A 21254-nucleotide genomic window follows, 5' to 3' on the forward strand; every position below is an offset into this window, starting at 1 on the left:
GGATCCGACATGCGCGACACCCCACCCTGAGCGCGGATGTCAGCAGGCACCCGCTCCAGGGCCATCACAGCCACCGCACCGGCACCCTCGGCGATCTTGGCCTGCTCGGGGGTGACCACGTCCATGATCACCCCACCCTTGAGCATCTCAGCCATCCCGCGCTTGACGCGCGCGGTACCGGTCTGGTTGCTCGAACCGTTCTGCGCCGCGCCAGCGACTCCCCGGTCGCTGCGCTGCTGCCCGCCGATATCCACTGCTATGTCCTCCAATTTGCTACTGATTCAGTCTAGTGGAGCCGCCAAATCCATTAAATCCGCAGTCAACGGATGGATTGCAGCTCGCGAGGCGCGGTCCCGCGCGTGTTCGCCAGCGTCGTTGCCGGCTGTTCGGCCAGTTCATTGGCCTGAGCCAGCAGCTCACCCAGTTGAAGCGGATACACGGCCTCCCCGCCGGCAACCAACTCGGCGATCATTGTCTCATCGCACCACCGGTGGCCGTGAATGTAGTGCCGCTCCAGCGTCGTGCGCCCCGTTGCCGACGGCTCGAACCGCGTGGTCCGGTGGATGAAGAAGTACTCCTCGCTACGGATCACCGACGCGTTGAAGTCGATGACGGCATCGCGGCGCCACACCGGGCCGACGAGATCGGCCGGGTCCGCCTCCAAGCCGGTCTCCTCGGCCAGTTCGCGCGCCGCGGCCGTAGCCAGATCCTCACCGGGCTGAACCGCCCCGCCGACCGTGAACCACCACCGCGGCGCGGGCTTGTCCGGGTCGTCGATCGCCGGATCACTGCCATGCAGCAGCAGTACCGCGCCGGTTTCGTCGAGCAGCACCACGCGCGACGAGGTTCGACGGCTCACCGGGTTGACCTCGTCCTGGGATTCGGGACGTTCGACGATCTCGAAATAGCTTGGTAATGCCGCGGTTCCACCGAGTCGCAGCGCCCGCACCGCCGGCCGTTCCCGCAACGCCAAGGTGTCGCGCACGGCGTCGTTGTGGAAGCGGCGGGCCAGCAGCACCCGGGCTTCGGCGTCGGCCAGCTCGGCGACCAGCCGCACCGGAAGATCGGCCGGGTCGACCGCGGCCAGTGCCGCCGACAAATCGTTCTCGGCGGCTTCACGTCCCGATCGCGGCGCCCGTTCGGCTGCATCGGCCAGCGCCACCAGCCGCTTGCCCTGCGCAGCCCCGGCGTAGGCGTCGATCGCGACGGCGCGAGCCACCACGGCGCGCCGCGCCAGCGCACCGTCGAGCGCCTGCCAGGACAGGTCGTAGCGCACGTGCAACCGGTCGAGGCGATTGGCGGTCTGATAGGCCCATCCCCCGGCCAGTAGCAGGACCACCAGCACCACCAGTGCCGCGATCACCATCCAGGTAGCCATGTCTAGTCACCCACCTGCACTTTGCCTCCGGTACTGGCCACCGTCTCGTACACCCGGAGAATCTGGCCGGCGACCACCGACCAGTCGTAGCGGGCAACGCGCTCGGTCGCCTTGTCGATGTACCGCGCGCGCAAGTCGGCGTCGTCCAGCACCTCGATCAACGCGTCGGCCAGCGCCTCGGCGTCGCCGATCGGCACCAACCGCCCGGCCTGTCCGCCGTCGAGCACCCGATTGAAGGCATCCAGTTCACTGGCCACCACCGGGGTTCCGGCCGCCATCGCCTCGACCAGCACAATGCCGAAGCTCTCCCCGCCGAGGTTGGGTGCGCAATAAACATCGGCGCTGCGCATCGCCGCAGCCTTGGCATCGTCGTCGACCTGTCCCAGGAACCGCAGGTGCCCGGCCAGCTCACCGGCTTCCTCGCGCAACGCGTCCTCGTCGCCGCGGCCCACGATCAGGATCTCGATGTCGGTGAAACGTCGAGCCAGTTTCGGCAAGGCGCCCAGCAGTACCGCCATGCCCTTGCGCGGTTCATCGAACCGCCCGAGGAACAGCACGCTGCGGCCGGGCCGCGGATACCCATCGAGGCGAGGCGCATTCGCGAACGACGGGACGTCGACCCCGTTGGGAATCTCGACGGCGTCCGAGCCCAAAGCCTCCATCTGCCAGCGCCGGGCCAGATCGGACACCGCGATGCGACCGACGATCTTCTCGTGGTATGGCCGCAGAATGCCCTGGAACACGCTGAGCGTCAACGACTTTGTCGTCGAGGTGTGGAAGGTCGCCACGATCGGGCCCTCGGCAGCCTGCAGTGCCAGCATGGACAAGCTGGGCGCATTGGGTTCGTGCAGGTGCAGTACGTCAAAGTCCCCTTCGGCGATCCACTTCTTCACCTTGCGATGGGTGGCCGGGCCGAACCGCAGCCGGGCCACCGAGCCGTTGTAGGGAATCGGGACGGCCTTGCCGCCCGAGACGACGTACTCGGGCAGTTTCACATGTGGTGAGGACGGGGCCAACACGCTGACGTAGTGCCCGCCCGCCCGCATCACCTCGGCCAGTTGCAGCACATGGGATTGCACACCGCCCGGGACATCGAACGAGTACGGGCAGACCATCCCGATACGCATCGCTAGCTCCGTCGCCTCTTCGCGCAAGCGCTCATCAGGTGGTACCCAGTCGGGCACGACGCTCATCGGACAGATCGGACAGCCACTGCGGTTGCAGCATGTGCCAGTCGGCCGGATGGGCGGCGATGTTCGCCTCGAACACCTCGGCCAGTTGCTGGATCACCACCGACACCTCCCCCGACGACGTGTCGAGTGCGTCGAAGACCTCGACCACACAATCTTCACCGTCGTAGTGGACGTGCGCCGGGTGCAGCGGTGCGCCGGTTTCGATTGCCAACTTGGCCGGCCCCGCCGGCATTCGGGTCGGCTCGCCGAAGAAGTCGACCTGCACCCCGTTACGGGTCAGGTCGCGGTCGGCCATCAGACAGACGAACATGTTGTCCCGCAACCGTTCCGAAAGCACCTCGAACGGCGGCCGCTCGCCGCCCGACAACGGGAACACCTCGAATCCGAGGCTCTCGCGGTAATCGATGAAACGCCGATACAGGGATTCGGGCTTGAGCCGTTCGGCCACCGTGGCGAAGGTGCCGTACTGCTGGGCCAGCCACACCCCGGCCATGTCCCAGTTACCGCTGTGCGGCAACGCCAGCACAGCGCCGCGGCCGGCCGCGTGCGCAGCGGCCAACTTGTCCGCACCGACGAACACCTCGTCGAGACGTTGTGCCACAGCGGTCAGATCCATCGACGGCAACCGGAACGCCTCCCGCCAATACCGAGCGTAGGAGGCCAGTGAAGCACGCATCAGCGCATCGGGCACCTCGTCCGGGGCAACCCCGGTCACCCGGGCCAGGTTCTTGCGCAGTTGCTGCGGCCCCCCGCCACGTGCGGCGTAACGGGCGCCCGCATCGAACACGTTGCGCGCCATAAGTTCCGGCATCGACCGGACGAGCTGCCAGCCCGCCGCATAACCCAGATCGGTCACCTGTCCCGACAGCGGAATGATCACGACGCTCCCGGCTCCTGTGTGTCGTCGCCGTCGGGTTGCGGACGTTGCAGCAGATCCATGGCACCCGGCGAGGTGCGCACCGCGTGGATCCGCTGTGCCACCGTGATCACGCTGGCCAGCGCCAGCAGCCAGGCGGCCCCGTGCAGCAGCCACGGCGCATGCAAGAACGGCACACCTGAGAGTCCCGCACCGACGAGCACGATCACCAGGCGCTCCGGGCGCTCGATGATGCCGCCGTCGCCGCGGAGTCCGCTCGCCTCCGCGCGGGCCTTGATGTAGGAGATCACCTGTGAGGTGACCAGGCAGATCAGGAGCGCAACCACGAGCGTCGGATCATGCAGGCCGAACGCCGCCCACCACAGCAGGCCGGCGAAGATGGCGCCGTCGGCTATCCGGTCACACGCGGCGTCCAGGACGGCGCCGAAGCGGGTGCCGCCGCCGCGTTCCCGGGCCATCGCTCCGTCGAGCATGTCGGCCAGCACGAAGAGGAACACCGCGAACGCGCCCCAGAACAGCTGACCCATGGGGAACAACGTGAGCGCTGCGGTGACCGACCCGGCGGTGCCGACGATGGTGACGATGTCGGGTGTCAGGCCCGCGTGCAGGGCCGCCTTGGCCACTGGCCTCGACAGCTTGGCGTAGGCCGCCCGGCTCATCAGGAACAGGTTGCTCACGGCTGACGGGCCCATTCCGCGGCCAGCAGCTCCCTGGTCTGGCTCAGCAGCTGCGGGATGACCTTGGCGCCGCCGATGATCGTGATGAAATTCGCGTCACCACCCCAGCGCGGCACCACGTGCATGTGCAGGTGCTCGGCAAGCGAACCGCCGGCCGAGACGCCCAGGTTCAATCCGACGTTGAACCCGTGCGGCCGGGAAACGGCCTTGATGACGCGAATCGCCTTCTGCGTGAAAGCCATCAGCTCAGCGCTCTCGGCTGCGTCGAGATCCTCGAGCTCGGACACCCGCCGGTAGGGCACCACCATCAGGTGGCCCGGGTTGTACGGGTAGAGGTTGAGCACCGCATACACCAGCTCACCGCGGGCGACCATGAGCCCGTCCTCATCCGACATCGCGGGGATGTCGGTGAACGGCTGCGACGAGCCGGCCGAGCCCACCTTCTGGTCGCCCTTGACCGCCTCGGTGATGTAGCTCATCCGGTGCGGCGTCCACAGCCGCTGGAGATGGTCGGGGGAACCCACGCCGTGGTCGATGATGGCGTCTCCGCCGCCGTCCTCGGTCACTTGACCACCTGAATCAGATCGGCCGTCGGCACCGCGTTGTCGCGATCGGCAATCCACTTCACGATCGCCTCGACCGCCTCGTCACGCGGCACACCGTTGATCTGGGTGCGGTCACCGAAGCGGAACGAGACGGCCCCTGCTTCTATGTCCTTGTCCCCCGCAAGGAGCATGAACGGCACCTTCTGGTTGGTGTGGTTGACGATCTTCTTCGCCATCCGGTCGTCGCTGCCGTCGACCTCCACCCGGACACCACGCGACTTCAGTTGGGCCGCAACGTCGTACAGGTAGTCCAGGTGCGCGTCGGCCACCGGGATGCCGACCACCTGCACCGGCGCCAACCAGGCTGGGAACGCGCCCGCGTAGTGCTCGGTGAGCACCCCGAAGAAGCGCTCGATCGAGCCGAACAGCGCGCGGTGGATCAGCACCGGACGCTGACGTGTTCCGTCGGCGGCGGTGTACTCCAGCTCAAAGCGATCGGGCATGTTGAAGTCCAGCTGGATCGTCGACATCTGCCAGTTGCGGCCCAGCGCGTCCTTGACCTGAACGGAAATCTTGGGGCCGTAGAACGCCGCGCCACCCGGATCCGGTACCAGATGCAGACCCGAGGCCTCGGCGACCGACCGCAGCGTCTCGGTGGCCTCGTCCCACATCTCGTCGGAGCCCACGTACTTGTCGGGATCCTTGGTGGACAACTCCAGGTAGTAGTCGTCCAGGCCGTAATCCGAGAGCAGATCGAGTACGAACTGCAGCAACGAGGTCAGCTCGTCGCGCATCTGCTCCCGCGTGGTGTAGATGTGCGCGTCGTCCTGCGTCATACCGCGCACGCGGGTCAGCCCGTGCACCACGCCCGACTTCTCGTAGCGGTACACCGAGCCGAATTCGAAGAGCCGCAACGGAAGTTCGCGGTACGAGCGGCCCCGGGCCCGGTAGATCAGGTGGTGCATGGGGCAGTTCATCGGCTTGAGGTAGTAGTCCTGGCCCGGCTTGCGCACCGTGCCGTCCTCGTTGTACTCGGCGTCGATGTGCATCGGCGGGTACATGCCGTCGGCGTACCACTCCAGGTGGCCCGAGGTGATGTAGAGGTGTTCCTTGGTGATGTGCGGGGTGTTGACGAACTCGTACCCCGCCTCGGCGTGTTTGCGCCGCGAGTAGTCCTCGAGCTCCTTGCGGATCACGCCACCCTTGGGGTGGAACACCGGCAGGCCCGAGCCGAGCTCGTCGGGGAAGCTGAACAGGTCGAGTTCGACGCCGAGCTTGCGATGGTCGCGGCGCTGGGCCTCCTCGATCAGTTCGAGGTGGCGGTCGAGAGCCTCCTGGGATTCCCACGCGGTGCCGTAGACGCGCTGCAGGCTGGCGTTCTTCTGGTCGCCGCGCCAGTACGCGGCGCTGCTGCGGGTCAGCTTGAACGCCGGGATGTACTTGGTGGTCGGGATGTGCGGACCGCGGCACAGGTCGCCCCAGACCCGTTCCTTGGTGCGGGCGTTGAGGTTGTCGTAGGCGGTCAGCTCGTCGCCGCCGACCTCCATCACGTCCGGGTCACCAGACTTGTCGTCGACCAACTCCAGCTTGTACGGCTCGCCGGCCAGCTCCTCGCGGGCCTGATCCTTGGACTCGTAGACCCGCCGGGAGAACAGCTGGCCGTCTTTGATGATCTTGGCCATCTTCTTCTCGAGCTTGTCGAGATCTTCTGGGGTGAACGGCTCGGCGACGTCGAAGTCGTAGTAGAACCCGTCGGTGATCGGCGGACCGATACCCAGCTTGGCCTGCGGGAACAGATCCTGCACAGCCTGGGCCAGCACGTGGGCGCACGAGTGCCGGATCACGCTCCGGCCGTCCTCGGTATCGGCGGCGACCGGGGTCACCTCGACGTCGGTGTCCGGGGTCCACGACAGATCACGCAGCCGTCCGTCGGCGTCGCGCACCACCACGATCGCGTCGGCGGCCCCGCGGCTGGGCAGACCCGCCTCGCGCACCGCCGCACCGGCGGTCGTCCCGGCCGCAACCCGGATCGGGGCAGCGGGGGCTGAGCTGAGGGCGGCGCTCATCGGGGAGTCTCCTACCATGCGAGGGCTAGTGCGAACGCTGTCATGTTATCGGTGTGGGCCACCGGGGTTGCTGATCAGGACCCCAGCCCGATGGGACTCTTGAGCCACGGCTGCTCGGCGCCCACCCAGCCCGCCACGAGGCCGATCGCGCCGAACAGCCACAGTGTGGCCACCACGATCAGTGCGGTGAACGCCGCACTGAGTCCCTTGACCGCGATGTGCTGGCGATCGAACCAGGCCATCACGGCGTCGTAGCGGATCCGCACGTAGTGCAATGCCCGCTTGGCGAAGGCGAACTCGCTGGCCAGAATCGCCAGCCCGAGAAACACGATGGCCCAGCCGGGACCGGGATACGGAATCGCGATGATGCCGACCACGAGCACGAGCGTGCCGACGACGGCGATGGCAATCCGGTAGGCGAAGTCGGCGGCCCGGCGCGCGCGCAGCTTGTCGCGCCATGCCGTCCAGCGTCGCTTCACCTCGGCGAGGTTGTTCGCGAGGCTCATGGCTGCCCCGGCTTGAGCCGCACGAACAGCGCATTGCCCTCGGTGAGCACCTGGCCGTCGTCGAGAACCCGTCCGGCGACGAAGATCTTGCGGCCCTCGATGCGGTCGATCCCGGCGTCCACCTGTAGCTGCGTACCGATCGGCACGATCTTGCGGTAATCGATGCCCAGGTGCGCGGTGCGTTGGTAAGGACTCTGGGTGAGGCTCGCCGCGGTGTACCCGAGCAGCGAGTCGAACATCAGCCCGAGCACGCCGCCGTGCACGGCACCGTTACGTCCGAGGTGGTACCGGCGAAAACGGACCGTGCCGGTGACCCGGCCGTCGGTGACCGAGACCCGCAGCGGCACGGAGGTGATGTTGCCGCGGTTGGGCAGATCCAGCCGCCGCCCCGACGGTGCGTGCCATTCGTCGGCCTCGTACGGGGCGAGCAACGCCGACACTTTCTCGATCAGGTCGGCGGCCTCGGTGATCACCTCATCGGGCGCGTCCGCACCGCGGGCATGGTCCTGCAGGGTGCGTACCGCCTCGATGAACCGGCCGTAATCGGGCCCACCACGATCGGTCGGGTTCGGCGGGTTGAAGCCGCCGCCAGGGTGGGATCTGGCGGTATCGATTTCTGGGGCCACGAAGCCACCGTATTGGTGTCATGGTGGTGACGTGAAACTGCACGAGTTGATGCGGCTGTCGTTGACCTATCCGGAGGTCGGCGCCACGGCCGGCGAGCTGCCTGCCGGTTACCGCCACACCCGGGCTTCGGCGGTCATCGGCACCGGCCGCGACCGCTTCGAACAAGCCGGCGCCTCGGTGCTGCGGTGGGGCATGCAACGCGGCGCAGGTCTGCGGGTGCAGGCCGCCACCGAGACCGCCGCGGTCGGCACCGACCTGCTGGTCCGGCTCGGTCCGGTTCCGGCGCCGTGCCGGGTGGTCTATGTGCTCTCCGAATCAGGTCCTGACACCGACCGCCGCGGGTTCGCCTACGGCACCCTGGCCGGCCATCCCGAATCGGGCGAGGAGTTGTTCTCGGTCCGCTACGACCCGGCGACCGACGAGGTGCACGCCGAAGTGGTGGCGTTTTCCCGGCCTGCCACCTGGTGGAGCCGGTTGGGTGGGCCGGCGACGCGGCTGCTGCAGCGCGTCGTCACACGCCGGTATCTCACCGGCATCTGACTACCTGACGACGGCCGAGCTGGGTTCGCGCGGCGCACCCAGCATGTCGCGGTGCGACGGCGGCACCCGCCCACCTTCGTCGGTGATGCCGTAGCGGGTCGCGAGTTCGGCACCGATCACGGTGTGCCCGGACAGCTGCGGCAGCTCCGGATCCCGGTACAGCGCATCGATGAGATGGCCGGTGAACTCAGGGGTCTCGGCGTGCTCGGCGGTCTTGGCGAGGGCCTCGGGGTGCCCGGCGAAGGCAGCCTTGAATTTCTCGGTGAGCAAGATGCCCATCCAGATCGACACCGTCGACACGCCGGTGCCGTCGAAGTCGACTGCCATGTCCGCGGCCAGCTTGTCCACGCCCGCCTTCTGCGCACCGTAGGCCGGGCCGTGCATGTAGCAGACCGATCCGGGCGACGAGGTGAACGCGATCAGGCCCTTGTCGGCGGCCAGCAACAACGGGGCCGCATACCAGGACGCCACATAGGCCGATCGCAATCCGACGTCGAGCACATCGACCAACTCGATCGGCTTCTCCCAGAACGGTTTCGGATTGACCAGATCATCGTGGACGGCGGCGGCATTGTTGACCAACAGGTCGAGCCGGCCTTCCTGCTCACCGATCCGGTCGAAGAACGCACCGACGGCAGCGTCGTCGGAGTGGTCGAGCTGAACGGCGATGCCGCCCTCCCCCGGATCGGTCACCGTCCGCCCGGTGACATATACCCGCCAACCCGAAGCGAGCAGGGCGGCGGCGATCCCGCGGCCCGCGCCACGGCTCGCCCCGGTGACGACAGCGATGGGGGTGTCCACGGGTACCAAACTACGGCTATGCCAACCGGGCTTTGTCACGCCGGCGCGGCGGTGGGCGGCGAGAGCCACGCCGGCGTGACAAAAGATGTGATCAACCTCAGCGCGAGGGCAGGCCCAGACGTTCCAGTTGCTCACGCAGCAGGTGCCGTCCGGACAGGGAATGCGGGCCGGCCAGCCGGCTCAGCACCCGCTCACTCCAGCTGCCCGACAAACCGTACCGGTTGTTGTAGACCGCCAACCGTTCGTCGTAGGCCGGCACATGCGAATCCGCAGTCTGCGCGTCGTACCGTTCGCGGTGCAGCACCGCGTCCCGGGGCAACCGCGGCTTGATTCCGGCGTTCTCCGTCGGGTCCGGCGCGCCGACCGCCAGGCCGAAGGTGGCGACGGCGTGCGGCGGTAACCCCAGCTCGGCCGCCACTTCTTCCGGGTGGTTCCGAATGGCCCCGACGAAAACTGTTCCCAAACCAAGTGATTCGGCGGCGACGACAGCGTTCTGTGCGGCCAGCGCGGTGTCGACGAACCCGATGATCGTGGATTCCAGGTAGTCCGCCCCGTCCAGCGCGGTACCGGACCGCTGCGCCAGCCGACGGGCCCGCCCCAGATCGGCCACCCACACCAGGAACAGCGGCGCTTCGTTGATGAACTGCTGGTTGTTCGCCAGTGCGGCCAACCGGGCCTTGCGTTGCGGATCGCGGATGGCGATCACGCTCCACGGCTGCAGATTCGAGCTCGTCGCCGCCGACTGGGCGGCCGCGACCAATGCCGAAAGGTGCTCATCGGTCACCGGTTTCGCGGTGAACTTGCGCACCGACCGGTGCGCGAGTTGCAGTGCCAGCGTCTCGTTGTGCACGGCCAGCGCCGCGTCGATGTCGCCGTAGCGTGCGGTGACGGTCATCACGCTCCGTAGAACGGTTCACCGGACACCGACTCGGACACGCGTCCGTCCACACCCTTGGGCACATCGCCTTCGAGCGTGACCCGGTAGAGCACCCGGTCGTAGTCAAGGTGGCCGGCGTCGGCGATCGCCAGGTGCGCGGTGGCCCGGTTGTCCCAGAACGCGATACTGCCCGGGGCCCAACGGAACCGCACGGTGTATTCGGTGCGGGTCGCCTCGTCCCACAACAGCTTCAGGATCGCCTCGCTCTGCGTCGGCGTGTAACCCCGGATCTCGCGGGCACCCCGGGTGAAGCCCGGACTGACGAACAGGGCCCGCTCCCCCGTGACCGGATGCACCCGGACCGCAGGGTGATAGCTCACCAGATTCGCCTCGCGCACCTTGCGGTCGCGCTGGCTGCCGGCCACGGCCCGGGCATTGAACTGATGCCTGATGTCAAGCGTGTCGGCGAAGTCACGCAGATCCTTGGGCAGATTCTCGTAGGCCGCAACGAGATTCGTCCACGCGGTGTCACCGCCGTAGGGCGGCAGGATGTGTGCCCGCAGGATCGACGCCGCCGGCGGATTGATCAGCGCGGTGACGTCGGTGTGCCAACTGCTGTCGTAGGACGTGCGCTTGCGACCCAAATGACGTTCGTAGCGGCGGCTGTCGATCGGCAGGATTTCGGGGAAACCCTCCGGGGGCTCCTCCTCGTGCGGATGGGCCGGGGTCACCTTGCCGAACCTCCGCGCGAAGGCAACCTGTTCGGCGTGACCGATCTCCTGGTCGCGGAAGAAGATCACCTTGTAGGTGTGTAGGGCGTTGCGGATCTCCTCGACGACGCCGGCCTCCAATTCATCGCGCAGATCGACACCACGGATCTCGGCGCCGATGTAGCCGGCCACGGGCACGACGTCCAGCCCAGTGTCGGTGAGAATGCTGCTTTCCCTGGCTTTTTCGCTGACATCGGTCATCTGCTGGCTCCCTTGTCTCGGTGGTGGGCTGAGCGAGGCCTCTCGCACTGGCCAGAGTCGATGCGACCGCGGACACGAACAACAGTCTTTGGCTACCGGAATCCTTCAGCACGACTTAATCCCGCGTGAAGCCTGGATGACGCCAGAATTACAATTGCAATGATTTCTGTCGCATCGACGCCCAAAAGACCTGCTCACCGAGATCTGGCTGATTAGCGCGGCGTATCTTTGAGCTGCGCTCAACCGCCGATTCTGTCATTCTGTCGACCGTGTATCCGACGGAGAGCACCATTGGGCAACACCGCGTCGGCGGTGCGTGATGCTGGACCTTCGTCGGATGATGCTGCTGGCAGACCTTGCCGACCTCGGCTCGGTCAGCGCCGTGGCATCGCAGCGAAATATCACGAGTTCTGCGGTGTCCCAACAGCTTCGAGTCTTGGAGGAAGAGGCCGGAGCGGTGCTCTTCCGCCGGGACGGACGCACCCTCGGGCTGACCCGCAGCGGCCAGGTCCTCGCCGAGCATGTGCGACGAATCCTGGTCGCCGTCGACGAAGCCATGACCGCGGTGGCGCAAACCCGGGACCGAGCGGCCGGGCAGGTCGCCATCGCCACGTTCAACATGGGCATTCCGACGCTCGCGGTGCCGCTGATGCAACGCCTCACCACCGAGGCGCCGGATCTGCGGGTGCAGGTTCAGCAGGACACGAGCACTGCCGCACTGCGCCTGCTACGCCAGGGTGAGGTCGATGTCGCGATCACCTGCCGGTACGACTTTCTCGGTCCGGACCCGGCCAGCGGACTGGTCACCACGCCGTTGGTGCGCGAGCCGCTCGTGCTGCTGGCCCCCACCCACGCGCATTTGAGAATCCGCAAACAGGGCCTGTCCGCGCTGGCCGACGGCTTCTGGGTCACCGGCCCGCAGAATTCCGGGATCGAACTGGCCACGATGCGGGCGTGCGAACACGCCGGTTTCATACCTCAGGTCAAACACCGGCTGATCGGTGCGCAGAACCTCTGCGAGTTGGCGGCCACCGAGGTCGCGTCGGCCATCGTGCCCCGGTTGTCGGTGCCCGCTCACCTGGAAAGCCTGATTGTGCCGGGCCTCGATCTCGGCGGCCGCGCCATCGCTGCCGTCGTCCGCGCCGGGCGGCAGCGCGATCCGAACATCGGCCTCGTCCTGCGCACGTTGCAGACGATCGCAGCTCAGGCGTTACCCGAGCCGCTCGGCGTCGCATCGTGAGATACCACCGTCGTGCTCTGCACACCGAAGAATCGAGGCAACCTGCGATGGCGAGAATTGTGACCCGCCCGTTCGTGGTGTACGGCGTCGGGGCGATCGGTGGTGTGATAGCCGCCCAGTTGCGGTTGGCCGGGTACGACGTGACGGCGGTCGCCCGTGGCGCGCACCTCAACACGATCCGCACCTGCGGACTCACCCTGGTGACGCAGTCCGGTACCGACACCGTCGACCTGCCGGCCGCCGCCGGGTCCGGTGAGGTCGACTGGTCCACACGTCCGGTGGTGATATTGGCCGTCAAGAGCCACCACACCGCCGCGGCACTCGAGGATCTCAGCGCCCACGCCCCGACGGACACACCGGTGTTCGTCGCTCAGAACGGGGTCGCCAACGAGGCTGCCGCGCTACGCCGGTTCGCCAATGTCTACGGCGTCACGGTGATGCTGCCGGCGGCTCATCTCGATCCCGGAGTCGTCATCCAACAGAGCCATCCGGTGGCGGGCATCCTCGATCTCGGCCGCTACCCGACCGGCTGCGACGCACTGGCCGAACAGATCTCGACCGCCCTACGGGTAGCGCGGTTCGAATCACAAGTCCGCGACGACATCATGGCGTGGAAATACCGCAAGCTGATCGCCAACCTCGGCAACGGGGTGATCGCGGCCTACCGGCCGGGACCCGAGGCCGACACCTTGATCGCCCGGGCCCGCGAGGAGGCCGAACACGTTCTCACCGCTGCCGCGATTCCCTTCGTCACCGCAGAACAGGACGCGCAGCGTCGCGGCGATCTGCTGCAGGGCCGGGTTCACGACGACTACTTCAGTTCCACCTGGCAGAGCGTGGCCCGAGGGCACACCCAGGTCGAAACCGACTGGTTCAACGGCGAAATCGTGCTGCAGGCGCGCCTGCACGGCCAGAGCGCCCCGGTCAACGAGTTGATCCAACGGGTCACCGCCGAACACGCTCGGGTGGGCCGCCCGGTACGTTCACTCGATGCCGCCGCCGCGCTGAAGAAGCTGAGGCCTGAGCCCGATGCGCGATTTCGACGCGCCGTCGCCGTGACGACAAGCGCTTAGCCGCGCACCCCGGATCACCTCGGTGCGGAAGAATCGTGTCCGCCATGACCGATTCTCCCCTGACTGACGAAGACGACCCGTCCGCCACCAACCGGTGGCCGCACATCCTGCGGCTCATAGCGTTCGTGGCGTTCCTGTTCGGCCTGTTCTACCTGGTGGCCGTTGCCCGCGTCATCGACGTCGACGACGTTCGGGGCGCGGTGGCCGCCGCCGGCCCTGCCGCGCCGCTCGTCTACGTCGTGGTCTCGGCGGGCCTTGGCGCGCTGTTCGTGCCCGGTCCGATCCTCGCTGCCGGCAGCGGCGTCTTGTTCGGGCCGGTCCTGGGCACCTTCGTGACACTGGGCGCGACGGTGGGTACCGCCGTGGTCGCGAGCCTGATCGGCCGGCGCGCGGGACGCGACAGCGCCCGAGCCCTACTCGGAACCCAGCGGGCCGACCGGCTCGACCGCCAGATCCAACGCGGCGGCTTGTGGGCCGTGGTCGGACAGCGTTTCGTCCCGGGCGTGTCCGATGCCCTCGCGTCGTACGCCTTCGGTGCGTTCGGGGTTCCGTTGTGGCAGATGGCTGCCGGGGCGTTCATCGGATCGGTTCCCCGCGCGTTCGTCTACACCGCGCTGGGCGCGTCGATCGGCGACCTGTCCGCGCCCTTGGCCTACACCGCGATCGGCGTATGGTGCGTCACGGCCGTCGTCGGGGCGTTCGCCGCCCACCGCGGGTACCGCTCCTGGCGCCGCCGCGAGCCCTAACGTCCGAAGCCGGCGTTGCGCAGCGCCTCGGCCATCGAGCCCATCGGCTGGTTCGAGTCGCGACGCCCGGAATTCTTGCCGCGGCTCTGATTCTGGTTCTGGTTGCGCCGGTCGCCACCGCGGCCCTGATTGCCGCCGTCACGACGGTTCGGGCCGCCCTGGCCACCTTGGCCGGACCGCTTGCCGGCCTCACGCTGCGGAGTGTCGTTGAGCCGCAACGTGAGTCCGATGCGCTGCCGTTCCACGTCGACGTCGACGACCTTGACCTTGACCACCTGTCCCGACTTCACCACCTCGTGCGGGTCCGAGACGAACCGGTCGGCCATCGCCGAGACGTGGACCAGGCCGTCCTGATGCACACCCACGTCGACGAAGGCGCCAAAGGCCGCGACATTGGTCACCACACCCTCCAGCACCATGCCCGGCTTGAGGTCGGCCACCTTTTCGACACCGGCGGCAAACGTGGCGGTGGAGAACGCCGGACGCGGGTCACGTCCGGGCTTCTCCAGTTCGGCCAGGATATCGGTCACGGTGGGAACGCCGAACCGCTCATCGGCGAAGTCGGCAGGCTTGAGGGTCCGCAGGGTGCGCTCATCACCGATGAGCTCGGCGAGCGTCACGTTGGAGCGGTCGAGGATCCGGCGCACCACCGGATAGGACTCGGGGTGCACCCCGGAGGCGTCCAGCGGGTCCTCACCGTCGCGGATCCGCAGGAAGCCCGCACACTGTTCGAAGGCCTTGGGGCCCAGGCGCGGAACGTCCAGCAGCGCCTTGCGGCTCCGAAACGCACCGGTGCTCTCGCGGTACGCCACGATCGCCTCGGCCAGGGACTCGGTCACTCCCGACACCCGGGCCAGCAGCGGCACCGAGGCGGTGTTGAGATCCACGCCGACGGCGTTCACCGCGTCTTCGACCACCGCGTTGAGGCTGCGGGCCAGCGAGCCGGGCGTCACGTCGTGCTGGTACTGGCCCACCCCGATCGACTTCGGGTCGATCTTGACCAGCTCGGCCAGCGGATCCTGCAGCCGCCGGGCGATCGAGACTGCGCCGCGCAGCGTCACGTCCAAGCTGGGCAGCTCCCGCGCCGCATACTCCGAGGCCGAGTACACCGAGGCGCCGGCCTCACTGACCATGGCCTTCACCGGCGCTTTCGCCCCGGCTGCGCGGATATCGGTGATCAGCTCACTGGCCAGCGCGTCGGTCTCGCGCGAGGCAGTGCCGTTGCCGACGGCGATCAACTCGACGTTGTGCCGGGCGACCAGGGCCGCCAACGTCGCCTTGGACTGGTCCCACTGCTTCTGCGGCTGATGCGGGAAGATCGCACAGGTGTCGACCACCTTGCCGGTGGCGTCGACGACCGCGACCTTGACCCCGGTGCGGAACCCCGGGTCCAGGCCAAGTGTGGCGCGAGTGCCGGCCGGGGCGGCCAGCAGCAGGTCCTTGAGGTTGCGGGCGAACACCGCGACGGCCTCTTCCTCGGCGCGCTGACGCAGCCGGATGCGCGCATCCACGGCAGCCGAGATCATCAGCTTGGCGCGCCACGCGAGCCGCACCGTGGTGGCCAGCCACGGGGTCGCCGGGGTCTTGGCGGTCATGTCGATGCCGAGCGCCGAAGCGATCATCGCCTGGTACTGCTCGTCCTCGCCGCCGTCGAAGTTCAGCGACAGCGCCTGCTCCTTCTCACCGCGCAACACGGCCAGCACCCGGTGCGACGGCATGTTCTCCAGTGGTTCGGAGAACTCGAAGTAGTCACGGAACTTCTGGGCGGCAGCGCTTTTCGCAGCCTCGTCGGACCACGGGCCGGTACGCAGCGAGCCGTCGGCCCAGAACTTCTCACGAGTGGCGCCGACCAGCTCGGCGTCCTCGGAGGCCCGCTCGATGATGATGTGGCGGGCGCCCTCGAGGGCCGCGGCCGCGTCGGCGACATCGTCGTTGAGGAACTCACCGGCCACCTCGTCGGGCACCAGGGTGGGATCGGTCAGCAGCCGGTCGGCCAGCGGCTCCAGCCCGGCTTCCCTGGCGATCTGGGCCTTCGTGCGCCGCTTCGGCTTGTAGGGCAGGTAGATGTCTTCCACCCGGGCCTTGGTGTCGGCCGCCATCAAGGCAGCGCGAAGTTCGTCGGTGAGCTTGCCCTGCTCCTCGATCGAGGCCAGCACGGCCTCACGGCGCTGGTCGAGCTCCCGCAGGTAACCCAGGCGCTCCTCCAGGGTGCGCAACTGCCCGTCATCAAGGCTGCCGGTGACCTCCTTGCGGTACCGGGCGATGAACGGGACCGTGGCACCCTCGTCCAGCAGCGCCACCGTGGCGGCGACCTGCCGCTCGCTCACGGCGAGTTCCTCGGCCAGACGGGCGGTTACGGACTTGATGGTTCCCACGGTCACGCTCTGAGTCACGTCGGAGGACCCTACCGAATCGAACCGACAACACCCGGGCACGGGGAACTGTGTGTCCGGCCACGAAAAAACGGCCCCGGATTTCTCCGAAGCCGTGAGTGGTGATGGTGGTCCCGGCTGGGTTCGAACCAGCGACCTTCCGCGTGTGAGGCGGACGCTCTCCCACTGAGCTACGAGACCGTGGGAACGACGTCGAACACTAGCACGCATCTGCAGCCATCCCCGAATCGGCGCCCGCGCGACAGAGTTGTTCCGTTTGCCAAAAATGCACGCCGATGCGGGCGTATCGTCACCCGCCATGGTCCACCTGCGTGTCCGGCTGACTGCTGTCAGCGGCGCTGTTTTTGCTGCTAGTGCCGTATTTACCGGCTGTGGCAGCGATCCGACCACCGTGACAGATCCGGCCCCGGGCGTAACGCCGCACGTTCCGAACGTGTCCGGATTGGCGAACCAGCAGGTCAACGGACCGACCAGTTTCAAATCACCGTCGGGCAGCGTGCGGTGCCGGCTCGATGCCGAGCTGGCCCGGTGCGACGTCGCCGACCGTAGCTGGGCCCCGCCGATGCGGCCGGCCAGTTGTGAGTTCGATTACGGCCACGGCATCTCGGTGCGTCCGGGTCGCCCCGCCGAGTTCGTCTGCGCCACCGACACCACCCCACAGACGAATGCCCAACTGAGGGAGCGGGAGTCGGTCACCGCCGGAACCCTGCGCTGCGAGAGCGCCGGAACCGGCATCACATGTCGGGACATGAAATCCCGTCATGGTTTCGCCATCTCACGCCAGGGGTACCAACTGTTCTGAAACACCGTTTTAAGCCCCACTTCGCCCTTGCGTAATGGGGATTTGTGTCTGCGCGCGTCCGTGGACTAATGTTCTGCATCGCGACGGGCGACGATCTCGCTCGTGGCGCGCGGATGTAGCGCAGTTGGTAGCGCATCACCTTGCCAAGGTGAGGGTCGCGGGTTCGAATCCCGTCATCCGCTCGAAGGTGCGATCGTGGCATCAACCCCAGTGGTGGAGTGGCCGAGTGGTGAGGCAACGGCCTGCAAAGCCGTGCACACGGGTTCGATTCCCGTCTCCACCTCCAAGAAAGAGTTTCAACCCGCGCGATTAGCTCAGCGGGAGAGCGCTTCCCTGACACGGAAGAGGTCACTGGTTCAATCCCAGTATCGCGCACCAGCATAGCCCCTGATCAGGGCTATTTTTTTGCCTCGATTCGGTTGCCGACCCCGTGCACGTCCAACGTTGGCTTGTGTTCGAAGATCCATTGACCTTTCGCGCACAAGCCGACGTTCGTGGCGCAAGTTGCTGTGCGGGAACAGCACCTACGCCGGCGGGGATGGCGGAGCCGATGGAGGCCCTGGCGGCGGAGGCACCGGCGGACCGGGCGGCGGAGGCGGTGCGGGCAGTTGAGGAGCCGGCGGCAGCGGGTCGGCGACCGCGGCGGGATTGGCGACCGGGCTGCCCGGCAAGGCATCTCCCAGACGGGTGGCGCGAACCGGCACGGTGATCACCGCACCCTGCAGTCCGCACTCGTTCGATTGGATGGTGGTGGTCTGCGCGCCGGCCAGCCCACCGTCGGGCTGTGGCGCCAACGCCAACGCCGTATCCATCGCCTGGAATTGACCGACGATCGGCGCCTCGCACGGCAACGACCCTCTACCCGGATCGCCCTGCCAAGAACTCTCGATGAAACGAAATATGGCAGTCATGCCGCCACCCTCGGCGGAGGGGACCGCATTGTTGGTGCCGTCCATGCGCGTCGACGTCGCCACACATCCCGAGGGTCTACACGTCGAACGGAATGCCCACCAATAGCTGGCGATCTGGTTGCCCGCCGCCGGCCAGGGATTGCCGTTGAGGGCGGCGTGTGGGTTGTCGTAGTCGAGGCGGTAGAGGCCGTCGAAGGTGGGACCGGTGGGCTGCGCCGGAGTGTTCGCCACGTTCGCGCCGACCACGTTGGCAGCGCTCGGCGGTGGGCTGGGCTGTCCACTGGCCGCCGCGTTCGGAGACGGCCACAACTGCCACAGTCCGATACCGACGACGCTCACGGCGGCGATCACGGCGGCAGGAACCCAGCCCGATTGCTCGAGAACCCTGTATCGGGGCTCAGGCTGAGCGGCAGCAGGTGCGGCCTGGTTCGGAGCCAAAGCCGGTGCAGCCATGGGAGTTTCGTCAGCAAGTGCGTGTGCGAAAGCGCCGCAGCTGGCGAACCGGTCAGCCGGGTTCTTCGCGAGAGCTTTGGCCAGCACCGGATCGAGGTCGGCCAATTCCGGCCGACCGTCGGCCAATTCCGGCGGCTTCGAGTTGACGTGACGGCTGACCACGACAGCGGGATTGGAATGCGCGAACGCTTGCATCCCGGTCAAGAGGTGATAGGCCGTACAAGCCAAGGCGTACTGGTCGGCCCGGCCGTCGACCTCCTCCCCCACAAGTTGCTCGGGTGCGGCATAGCCGGGCCCGACGTTGTGAGCGATACCCAGTCCGACGACGGTGACTGGCGCCTCCCCGATACCGTTGACATCACCGCGGATGACGTTGGCCGGCCGGACGTCGCGATGTACCACGCCATGCTTGTGTGCGTAGTCGAGTGCTGCGGCAACCGTGGTGATGATCCGGAAAACCTGCTCGCGCGGCAGGCCGTCGGGGTGCTGTTCAAGGAGACCAGAAAGATCCGTGCCGTCGACGAAGTCCGTCGACAACCAGAGCTGACCGTCATGTTCCCCGTGCTCGCGAACCCGAGCGATGCTGGGATGCCACAACCCGGCGGCACCATCCGCCTCCCGGTGAAACCGCTCCCGGTACTCCGGGTCGGCGGACCACGCCCGCGGCAGCAACGTCAACGCGTCACGGCCGGGGCGCCGGGCATGTTGAGCGAGGTAGACCTCCCCGGCCCCGCCTGAGCTCAGCGGTCGAATGATCCGGAACACGGCGAACGTCTCACCGACGTTGAGCGGCATCCAGGAATCCTACGAACTGCGCTCCACCGCCTGCCGTCGGCATCCGGATCACCGGCGCCCCTAGCCGAGCGGGCACCGTTTGCATTGCCCCACAAAGCAAGTCAGAGGCGAGGAATTTGTGCCTGCGTACATCGGTGGGCTAGTGTTCTGCATCGCGACGGGCGACGACCTCGCCTGTGGCGCGCGGATGTAGCGCAGTTGGTAGCGCATCACCTTGCCAAGGTGAGGGTCGCGGGTTCGAATCCCGTCATCCGCTCCACGATGGGTTTGTGCCATCAAATTCCGCGGGCCGACTGCTAAGGCTGCACTAACAGCTTCGGACTTCGCGGCGGACGTTAAAGTCGAGCGTGCCCAGGATCAGCGCCTCATCGGTCGAAGAACACCGCGAGCTGGTCCAACAGCGCATCTTCGAGGCTTTCGCCGCGCTGATGGCCGAGCACAGTTTCGACGCGATCACCATGGCCAAGCTGGCGGCCGAGGCCGGCATCGGACGGACCGCGATCTACCACCACTTCCCCGACAAGGAATCGGTGGTGATCGCCTTCGCCTCCCACGAGACCACCCGGTATCTCGACGGGCTGCGCGCCGCGCTGTCCGAGGTCGAGGATCCGGTCGAACGTCTCAAGGTCTACATCGGCCATCAGCTCGAGGCCGGCCAGGAATTCCATATGGGCATGGGCATGCAGCTCTACGGAGCCCTGTCCACTGAGACGATGCTTGCCATCCGCGATCACGTGGTGGCGGTCGAAGACGTGCTGCGCGAGATTCTCACCCGGGGTGTCGCCGCCGGGCAGTTCGTGGTCGACGACGCGGCCGCCACCATGTCTCTGCTGCATGCCTGCCTGGCGCCGCGCCATTTGCCGCGGGCGAACATCGAGCGGTTTGTGCTGCGTGCGCTGAACGCGACGCCGTAACTCACAATCCGTAGCTCCCCGAACCCGTCGGGACCGTGTTAGGTTTCCGACAGGTTGTCAGCATGATGCTGACAACCTGTCAAAGCGCAGCCCTACCAAGTGGAGCCGAAATGCCGCCGAGTGCCGTCGCCGCCGAGTCCATCCGCCGCCTGTCGGCAGCCATGCGTCAGGACTCGACCGACCAGCACGAGGCCGCCGAGCAGTCGCCGTTTGTCACCGAACTCCTCAACGGCCGGGTGAACGAGCAGGGCTACGTCGACTATCTGCTGCGCCTGCGGGTGATCTACCACGCATTGGAGACCGCCGTCCGAGAGCACCGGGACGATCCCCTCGTCGGCGCGGTGTACGACCCGGCACTCGAGCGGCTGGATGCCATCGACGCCGATCTGGACCACTGGGCGCCCGGCACCGAGCGCGACATCGACTCACCAGCGGCCCGTGCCTACTGCGCCCGGTTCGCCGACTCGCCGTGGGGCGGCGCGCTGGTGGCGCATCACTACACCCGCTATCTCGGTGATCTTTCGGGCGGACAGGCCATCGGCCGGATCTTGGAGCGCTCGTTCGACCTCGACGGAAAAGGCTTGGCGTTCTACACATTTCCGGTGCGCCCCAAGCCCTACAAGGATGCCTACCGCGATCGCCTCGACGGACTGGGCTTGGCCGAGGACGAGATCGATCGCGTGGTCGATGAAGTGAAGGCGGCATTCAGCCTCAACCAGCGCGTCTTCGACGAACTGGCCGAGAAGCTGCCCACCTACCACCGCTGACCAGCCCGAACTTCAATTGACGATTCCGCCAAAACATAGGAACTTCATACCCCAAACCGGCTGAAGTTAGCTTACGCTAACCATACTTTCTGCTGGGGGGGC

General features: G+C 67.1%; 20 protein-coding genes, 5 tRNA genes and 1 pseudogene. 11 read left to right on the forward strand and 15 right to left on the reverse strand.

Annotated features, from left to right (window positions below):
- From A5740_RS15500 to A5740_RS15540, 9 genes and pseudogenes are all read right to left on the reverse strand, one after another.
- Window positions 1–254 (reverse strand): annotated as a pseudogene (locus tag A5740_RS15500) (pyridoxal 5'-phosphate synthase lyase subunit PdxS); the annotation flags it as partial.
- A 65-nt stretch (window positions 255–319) separates the two neighbouring features.
- Window positions 320–1378 (reverse strand): NUDIX domain-containing protein, encoded by a 1059-nt coding sequence (locus A5740_RS15505; RefSeq protein WP_076195376.1) that lies wholly within the window; start codon window positions 1376–1378, stop codon window positions 320–322.
- A gap of 2 nt (window positions 1379–1380) precedes the next feature.
- On the reverse strand, window positions 1381–2505 hold the full coding sequence (locus tag A5740_RS15510; RefSeq protein WP_076195445.1) for a glycosyltransferase family 4 protein: 1125 nt from the start codon (window positions 2503–2505) through the stop codon (window positions 1381–1383).
- Window positions 2506–2539: 34 nt separating this feature from the next.
- A complete protein-coding gene (locus tag A5740_RS15515; protein ID WP_076195377.1) occupies window positions 2540–3451 on the reverse strand; it encodes a phosphatidylinositol mannoside acyltransferase in 912 nt (303 codons plus the stop codon).
- The gene (gene pgsA / locus A5740_RS15520) at window positions 3448–4125 is read right to left on the reverse strand and encodes a phosphatidylinositol phosphate synthase (RefSeq protein ID WP_076195446.1); all 678 of its coding nucleotides are present in this window, start codon (window positions 4123–4125) and stop codon (window positions 3448–3450) included. Before pgsA ends, A5740_RS15515 begins: the two co-directional genes overlap by 4 nt.
- Window positions 4122–4691, reverse strand: coding sequence for an HIT domain-containing protein (locus tag A5740_RS15525; RefSeq protein WP_076195378.1), 570 nt, complete (start codon window positions 4689–4691; stop codon window positions 4122–4124). The genes pgsA and A5740_RS15525 overlap by 4 nt, the downstream gene beginning before the upstream one ends.
- On the reverse strand, window positions 4688–6736 hold the full coding sequence (thrS, locus tag A5740_RS15530; RefSeq protein ID WP_076195379.1) for a threonine--tRNA ligase: 2049 nt from the start codon (window positions 6734–6736) through the stop codon (window positions 4688–4690). Before thrS ends, A5740_RS15525 begins: the two co-directional genes overlap by 4 nt.
- 74 nt (window positions 6737–6810) lie before the next feature.
- A complete protein-coding gene (locus A5740_RS15535; protein ID WP_076195380.1) occupies window positions 6811–7242 on the reverse strand; it encodes a TIGR02611 family protein in 432 nt (143 codons plus the stop codon).
- Complete coding sequence (locus A5740_RS15540) at window positions 7239–7868, reverse strand: PaaI family thioesterase (RefSeq protein ID WP_076195381.1); 630 nt, start codon at window positions 7866–7868, stop codon at window positions 7239–7241. Before A5740_RS15540 ends, A5740_RS15535 begins: the two co-directional genes overlap by 4 nt.
- Before the next feature lie 31 nt (window positions 7869–7899).
- Between A5740_RS15540 and A5740_RS15545 the strand changes: the two genes are divergently transcribed.
- Window positions 7900–8409, forward strand: coding sequence for a DUF1990 domain-containing protein (locus tag A5740_RS15545; RefSeq protein WP_076195382.1), 510 nt, complete (start codon window positions 7900–7902; stop codon window positions 8407–8409).
- Here the strand turns inward: A5740_RS15545 and A5740_RS15550 are convergent, their stop codons facing one another.
- The 3 genes from A5740_RS15550 to A5740_RS15560 all read right to left on the reverse strand — a co-directional run bounded on the left by A5740_RS15550 (window position 8410) and on the right by A5740_RS15560 (window position 11058).
- Entirely contained in the window at window positions 8410–9219 is an 810-nt protein-coding gene (locus A5740_RS15550; RefSeq protein WP_371454762.1) for an SDR family NAD(P)-dependent oxidoreductase, read from the reverse strand.
- A gap of 88 nt (window positions 9220–9307) precedes the next feature.
- A complete protein-coding gene (locus A5740_RS15555) occupies window positions 9308–10105 on the reverse strand; it encodes an NADPH-dependent oxidoreductase (RefSeq protein WP_076195384.1) in 798 nt (265 codons plus the stop codon).
- Window positions 10105–11058, reverse strand: a complete 954-nt coding sequence (locus A5740_RS15560) for a TauD/TfdA family dioxygenase (protein ID WP_076195385.1) — start codon at window positions 11056–11058, stop codon at window positions 10105–10107. The genes A5740_RS15555 and A5740_RS15560 overlap by 1 nt, the downstream gene beginning before the upstream one ends.
- Window positions 11059–11377: 319 nt before the next feature.
- On the opposite strand from A5740_RS15560, the gene A5740_RS15565 reads away from it, so the two are divergent.
- Genes A5740_RS15565 through A5740_RS15575 form a run of 3 tightly spaced genes read left to right on the forward strand, consistent with a single transcriptional unit; the run spans window position 11378 to window position 14117 of the window.
- Entirely contained in the window at window positions 11378–12298 is a 921-nt protein-coding gene (locus tag A5740_RS15565) for a LysR family transcriptional regulator (protein WP_076195386.1), read from the forward strand.
- Between the two features lie 47 nt (window positions 12299–12345).
- Complete coding sequence (locus tag A5740_RS15570; RefSeq protein ID WP_076195387.1) at window positions 12346–13371, forward strand: ketopantoate reductase family protein; 1026 nt, start codon at window positions 12346–12348, stop codon at window positions 13369–13371.
- A 44-nt stretch (window positions 13372–13415) separates the two neighbouring features.
- Window positions 13416–14117: a TVP38/TMEM64 family protein gene (locus tag A5740_RS15575; RefSeq protein WP_371454761.1), complete on the forward strand. Its 702-nt coding sequence runs from the start codon at window positions 13416–13418 to the stop codon at window positions 14115–14117.
- Here the strand turns inward: A5740_RS15575 and A5740_RS15580 are convergent.
- Both A5740_RS15580 and A5740_RS15585 read right to left on the reverse strand, forming a co-directional pair.
- Entirely contained in the window at window positions 14114–16510 is a 2397-nt protein-coding gene (locus A5740_RS15580; protein ID WP_076195388.1) for a Tex family protein, read from the reverse strand. The genes A5740_RS15575 and A5740_RS15580 overlap by 4 nt on opposite strands.
- A gap of 105 nt (window positions 16511–16615) precedes the next feature.
- Window positions 16616–16690 (reverse strand) — tRNA-Val (locus A5740_RS15585).
- A 253-nt stretch (window positions 16691–16943) separates the two neighbouring features.
- Between A5740_RS15585 and A5740_RS15590 the strand changes: the two genes are divergently transcribed.
- The 4 genes from A5740_RS15590 to A5740_RS15605 all read left to right on the forward strand — a co-directional run bounded on the left by A5740_RS15590 (window position 16944) and on the right by A5740_RS15605 (window position 17690).
- On the forward strand, window positions 16944–17312 hold the full coding sequence (locus A5740_RS15590) for a hypothetical protein (protein ID WP_254849201.1): 369 nt from the start codon (window positions 16944–16946) through the stop codon (window positions 17310–17312).
- 109 nt (window positions 17313–17421) lie between these two features.
- Window positions 17422–17494, forward strand: a tRNA-Gly gene (locus A5740_RS15595).
- 30 nt (window positions 17495–17524) lie between these two features.
- Window positions 17525–17598 (forward strand) — tRNA-Cys (locus A5740_RS15600).
- 17 nt (window positions 17599–17615) lie between these two features.
- Window positions 17616–17690 (forward strand) — tRNA-Val (locus A5740_RS15605).
- Between the two features lie 146 nt (window positions 17691–17836).
- Here the strand turns inward: A5740_RS15605 and A5740_RS15610 are convergent.
- Window positions 17837–19471, reverse strand: a complete 1635-nt coding sequence (locus A5740_RS15610) for a serine/threonine-protein kinase (RefSeq protein ID WP_076195389.1) — start codon at window positions 19469–19471, stop codon at window positions 17837–17839.
- Between the two features lie 183 nt (window positions 19472–19654).
- Here A5740_RS15610 and A5740_RS15615 point away from each other — a divergent pair.
- From A5740_RS15615 to A5740_RS15625, 3 genes are all read left to right on the forward strand, one after another.
- Window positions 19655–19730: transfer RNA gene (locus A5740_RS15615), tRNA-Gly, on the forward strand.
- An 88-nt stretch (window positions 19731–19818) separates the two neighbouring features.
- Entirely contained in the window at window positions 19819–20385 is a 567-nt protein-coding gene (locus tag A5740_RS15620; RefSeq protein WP_076195390.1) for a TetR/AcrR family transcriptional regulator, read from the forward strand.
- Between the two features lie 110 nt (window positions 20386–20495).
- A complete protein-coding gene (locus tag A5740_RS15625) occupies window positions 20496–21152 on the forward strand; it encodes a heme oxygenase (biliverdin-producing) (protein ID WP_076195391.1) in 657 nt (218 codons plus the stop codon).
- Window positions 21153–21254: the final 102 nt, after the last annotated feature.

Source organism: Mycobacterium sp. GA-1841, assembly GCF_001954135.1.
GTDB lineage: Bacteria > Actinomycetota > Actinomycetes > Mycobacteriales > Mycobacteriaceae > Mycobacterium.

Bases quoted from the DNA above. Each gene is read 5' to 3' on its own strand.
- A5740_RS15570 (WP_076195387.1), top strand. From the start codon at position 12,346: ATGGCGAGAATTGTGACCCGCCCGTTCGTGGTGTACGGCGTCGGGGCG.
- thrS (WP_076195379.1), bottom strand. From the start codon at position 6,736: ATGAGCGCCGCCCTCAGCTCAGCCCCCGCTGCCCCGATCCGGGTTGCG.
- A5740_RS15575 (WP_371454761.1), top strand. From the start codon at position 13,416: ATGACCGATTCTCCCCTGACTGACGAAGACGACCCGTCCGCCACCAAC.
- A5740_RS15565 (WP_076195386.1), top strand. From the start codon at position 11,378: ATGCTGGACCTTCGTCGGATGATGCTGCTGGCAGACCTTGCCGACCTC.
- A5740_RS15510 (WP_076195445.1), bottom strand. From the start codon at position 2,505: ATGCGTATCGGGATGGTCTGCCCGTACTCGTTCGATGTCCCGGGCGGT.
- A5740_RS15555 (WP_076195384.1), bottom strand. From the start codon at position 10,105: ATGACCGTCACCGCACGCTACGGCGACATCGACGCGGCGCTGGCCGTG.
- A5740_RS15610 (WP_076195389.1), bottom strand. From the start codon at position 19,471: ATGCCGCTCAACGTCGGTGAGACGTTCGCCGTGTTCCGGATCATTCGA.
- A5740_RS15505 (WP_076195376.1), bottom strand. From the start codon at position 1,378: ATGGCTACCTGGATGGTGATCGCGGCACTGGTGGTGCTGGTGGTCCTG.
- A5740_RS15560 (WP_076195385.1), bottom strand. From the start codon at position 11,058: ATGACCGATGTCAGCGAAAAAGCCAGGGAAAGCAGCATTCTCACCGAC.
- A5740_RS15535 (WP_076195380.1), bottom strand. From the start codon at position 7,242: ATGAGCCTCGCGAACAACCTCGCCGAGGTGAAGCGACGCTGGACGGCA.
- A5740_RS15625 (WP_076195391.1), top strand. From the start codon at position 20,496: ATGCCGCCGAGTGCCGTCGCCGCCGAGTCCATCCGCCGCCTGTCGGCA.